The organism is Methylobacterium sp. WL18, assembly GCF_008040015.1.
Taxonomy (GTDB): domain Bacteria; phylum Pseudomonadota; class Alphaproteobacteria; order Rhizobiales; family Beijerinckiaceae; genus Methylobacterium; species Methylobacterium mesophilicum.
Window position 1 is genome coordinate 1 of record NZ_VRVD01000425.1, and the last position, 4,104, is coordinate 4,104.

Annotated in this window: 3 protein-coding genes and 2 pseudogenes; 1 reads left to right on the plus strand and 4 read right to left on the minus strand. The window is 70.2% G+C overall.

The features are described from left to right. The 4 genes and pseudogenes from FV228_RS34345 to FV228_RS22155 form a co-directional block, all read right to left on the minus strand. A pseudogene (locus FV228_RS34345) lies at positions 1-102 on the minus strand (gfo/Idh/MocA family oxidoreductase); the annotation flags it as partial. After that, positions 102-1,283 (minus strand): methyltransferase domain-containing protein, encoded by a 1,182-nt coding sequence (locus FV228_RS22145; protein WP_147856576.1) that lies wholly within the window; start codon positions 1,281-1,283, stop codon positions 102-104. The gene FV228_RS22145 and the pseudogene FV228_RS34345, both read right to left, overlap by 1 nt. A 62-nt stretch (positions 1,284-1,345) precedes the next feature. Then, positions 1,346-2,251, minus strand: coding sequence for an HD domain-containing protein (locus FV228_RS22150; RefSeq protein ID WP_147856577.1), 906 nt, complete (start codon positions 2,249-2,251; stop codon positions 1,346-1,348). Then, on the minus strand, positions 2,251-3,441 hold the full coding sequence (locus FV228_RS22155; protein WP_147856578.1) for an inositol-3-phosphate synthase: 1,191 nt from the start codon (positions 3,439-3,441) through the stop codon (positions 2,251-2,253). Before FV228_RS22155 ends, FV228_RS22150 begins: the two co-directional genes overlap by 1 nt. A 420-nt stretch (positions 3,442-3,861) precedes the next feature. Between FV228_RS22155 and FV228_RS22160 the strand changes: the two are divergent. After that, positions 3,862-4,104, plus strand: a pseudogene (locus tag FV228_RS22160) (lytic transglycosylase domain-containing protein); the annotation flags it as partial.

Genomic DNA, 4,104 nt, shown 5'->3' on the forward strand with positions numbered 1-4,104 from the left:
GCTGACCGCGACGAGCCGGTGCCCGGCGGCGCGGATGCCCGGGGCCATGTAGTCGCGGGCGACCCAGCCGTAGCCGACGATGCCCCAGCCGACCCCGTCCATCACCAGCGCTCCGGCAGATCGACGAATTCGCGGGCGCGGACGCGCTGCGTCTCGGGCCCGTCGATGCGGCCGTCGAAGGTGAGCTGCGCGGGGCCCGGCGATCGCATCGGGTAGGTGGCGCGGGGGGCGTATTCCGCCTCGTATCGCTCGGAGGGCCAGCGGATCGCGTAGCCGTCCCCCTCCGGCCGATACAGCGGGTTGAGCTGCACGACGGTGCCGGCCTTCGGCAGCGTCAGGCCGTCCACCACCGCCCGCGGAGCCGGACGCATGCCGGGGCCCGCCACCACCGAGAACGCCTCGCAGCTCCGCAGCGCCGTGGGTTCCTGGGGCACCGGCGCCCGGCCCTCGACCAGGGCGCGGGTCAATTCCGCGTCGTCGTACACGAGGGCGTCGGGGAACAGGTCGGCGATCTCCTCGGCGGTGACGGCCCGGCCGGCGGAGAAGCCCGGGCAATCGCGGTTGTGGATGTGGCTGAGCGCGAGCCAGCCGTCGTCCCCGGCATTCAGCCGCAGGTTCTCGAGCAGGGCCGGCTTATCGTCGAGGAAGTAGAAGGCGTCGTTGCAGGCCACGAGATCGACCGGCGCGCCGGGGATCGGCCAGTGCGGCGAGCCGGCGTCGAAGCAGACGAGTTGCGCCTTCGGCCCCACGACCCAATGGCGTGCGACCCAGAGCTTGGCGAAGACCACGTCGGCGCCGGCGGCCTTGCAGCCGCGGCGCTCGAGTTCCCGCAGGTAATGGCCGATGCCGCAGGCGAATTCGAAGACGCAGCGCGGCTCGTTCCAATGGGCCTCGAGCAGCGTCAGGCCGGCCAGGAAGGTCGGGTCGGTCCAGCGGTGCAGGAAGTAGTCGCCGACCCGGCCCCAGCCGAGCCAGTCGACCGCCTCCCGGAGGGTCGCGTCGCGCCGGCCCTTGATCAGCCGGATGATCCCGGCCGGGTCGGCGGGAGGGCCGTTCCACCACGCGTCCTGATCGACCAGCAGGGCGGCCAGGGCCTCGTCGGGCTCGCCCGCATCGAGGTGGGCCAGGACACGTTCGACCAGCGCCTCGCGGCCGACCCGCAGGTACGGGATGCCGTCGATGACGGGCCAGCGCGCGCCGGTGCCGGCGTCGCGCAGGGCGTGCGGCGCATCGGGCTTCAGGGGGTTGCCGGTCTGCGGCGATTGGAGTTCGAACGGGATCATGGGCTCTCAAGACCGCCCCGTCAGATGGGCGACCGGGTCTGACGGACAACGCGGGTTCGGTCCTAAGGGATGCGCATGTCGCGCAGGACACGGTCGTGGAACCCCTTCACCGGCCCGGCATGGACCAGCTCCCACTCGTCGAGCACCGCCGTCATCGTGGTCGAGGCACCCCGCAGATGCTGGGCGATCTGCAGGACCCGATCGACGCAGTCGGCCGCGTGGAAGGCACGGCCCTCCGCGGTGGCGTCGTCCGGCAGCACCGCGCGCGCCCGCTCGACGTGCCCGCGCAGGGGCCCGTCGAGCTCGGACATCGCCCAGCCGGTGGTCACGGCCATGATCGGGTCGAGATGGTCACCGAGCAGCATCTCGCCGGTGAAGCCGGCATCCGGCATCGCGGCGTTGTGGAAGTGATGGGCCATCGCGGCCAGGAACACGGTGCCGGGATCGGCCCGGTAGAACGGGCTGAGGCATACGCCGTAGACGGCCACGATCAGGCAATGCTCGGCGTGGTTCTCCGGCGGTTCCAGCAGGATCCGGGCGCGGCCGGGGCAGGTCACGCCCGCCCGCGGCTGCTGGGCCAGGGCCGCCACGAAGGATGGCAAAGGTCCGGGCCGGCCCGGCGGGCGCGGCGCGAGTCGGCCGCGCAGGCGATCCCGCAGGTCTGGATCGAGGTCGCCGGCCACGGCATCGAAGCCCGCGACCAGGACCGCGGAGGCCGCCGCATCGGAGAGCCCCGCCGCCGACAGGAAGGCGGCGTCGAGGTCGCAGAGCCGCGTCGCGGCGAGCGTCGTCGCGGTGATGTCGAGGGCGACATCGTCGGGCGAGGCCCCACCCGTGAATAGGCCCCACCCCTGCGCGAACAGCCGCTCGGCGATCGACCCCTCGCGGCCCGCGGAGCGGACGCGCTTGAGGTCGTTCATCTCCACGAAGAGTTCACGCAGCGCGGCCGGCGCCGCGGCACCCGACATCAGTGGACGCCGAGCCAGTCGAGAAGCATCGCTTCCTGCTTGCCGAAGGCGTGCTCCGGCCCGCGGCCGTTCTTCACCATCGGGGCCTTGAAGAAGGTCGAGAGCTGCTCCTGCACGCCGCCGTCGCCGCGCTTCTTCGCCAGATCGAGCACACGGGCGATCTCGATGACGAGCGGCGCCGCCAGGATCGAGTCCTTGCAGAGGAAGTTGACCTTGATCTGCATCCGCTGGCCCATGAAGCCAGTGACGTCGATGTTGTCCCAGGCTTCCTTGTCGTCGCCGCGGGGGCGGTAATAGTGGATGTGCACGAGGTGGTCCTCGACCGGGTAGCCGAGGATCGAGTCGAGCACCGTGCCCTTGGTGTTGAGCTTCGACTGCAGCGAGTTCGGGTCGTTCAGGGCGAGGCCGTCGCGGTTGCCCAGGATGTTGGTCGAGAACCAGCCGTCGACATGGAGGGCGCGGGCCTTGAAGGCGGGAGCCAGCACCGTCTTCATCATGGTCTGGCCGGTCTTGCCGTCCTTGCCGGCCACCGGGACGTTCATCTCCGTGGCCAATCCGAGCAGGGCCGGCACGTCGGCCGCGATGCTCGGGGTGAAGTTGGCGTACGGGATCCCGCTCTTGATCGCCGCGTAGGCGTAGAGCATCGCCGGCGAGATCGCCTCGTCGCTCGAATCTAGGCCCTTCTCGAAGGCGGCGGTGGAGTTCAGGGTCGGGTCGTTGAGGTCCGGCCAGCGCTCCGTGGAGGCGAGGTTCACGACGACCACCTCGTCGAGGTTGCTCTCCTTCTGGAAGCGGCGCAGGTCGTTGGCGATCACCGAGACCGCCTCACGGTGGTCCTTGGCGACGATGCGGTTCTGCCCGTCGATGTTCTTGCAGAACTTCGCGCTGCCCACCGCCGGCCAGGGCGTGATGCCCTTCAGGACCTGGGCGCCGTTCTCGATGTCGTCCCTCGACAGCACGCCGTGACCGGTCGCGGCCGAGGCGAGGTCGTCGCCGTTCAGGTCCCAGCCGGCGAACACGAGGTCCTTGTAGTCCACCATGCCCGCGACGGAGAGGCCGGCGAGCGGCAGCCCGTCAAGCCGGTTCGATCCGGATTTGATCATTTCGATGCCGGCGATGGCGGTGGTGGCAACGGCGCCACCCATGCCAACGAACGCGACGCCGACGCGGCGACCGGTCTGCATGCTCATCGGAAAATAGTGTCCTTGTGGGGACGCGCGTCGCGTCTGGGGAATGAGTAGTCGAGCCCCCCGGGGCGATATTTAACTGGCTCGACCGTGGCCCGTTCCAAGTCGAATGCGACAACTTTGCGCTTCGAGACCGGCAAGCACGGCCGGATCACGGCGTTAAGGCGGCCTGAAAAAGCAGGGTTAACCCTTCGTTGACCGTGCCACGCTTGAATCACGGAGCCGTCCCATTCTGGTCACGGCCGGCGCCGATAGGGCCGCCGCTTCAAAGAGCCCGGCCGCCAGACGCCGGGCCGACGCAAGGGACAATCTGGAAGAGGACCAGTGATGGGGGTTTTCCCGGAGCCGGCGCGTTGCGCCGACGACGTGAGCCGACTCGTGCCGAAGACGTCCGACCGCACGAGTCGTTTTGAGGATGAGACCGTGGCCTGGCTGCCGCGGCAGCAGGATGGGACCAAGCACCGGGCACTTCGCCGCATGGGCCGCAACGGCCTCCGGCGCTTCACCGGGACCCTAGCTCTGGGCTTCGTTTCCGGGTTCGGCCTGCCGCAGGCGGCCTTCGCGCCGGCCTTCTTCGCGCCCGCCGCGCAGGCCCATGACCGGATCGATATTAGCCCGCGCACCGCCCAGGCCCTCGCCGCCGACGGCCGCACCGGCTGGTTGCGG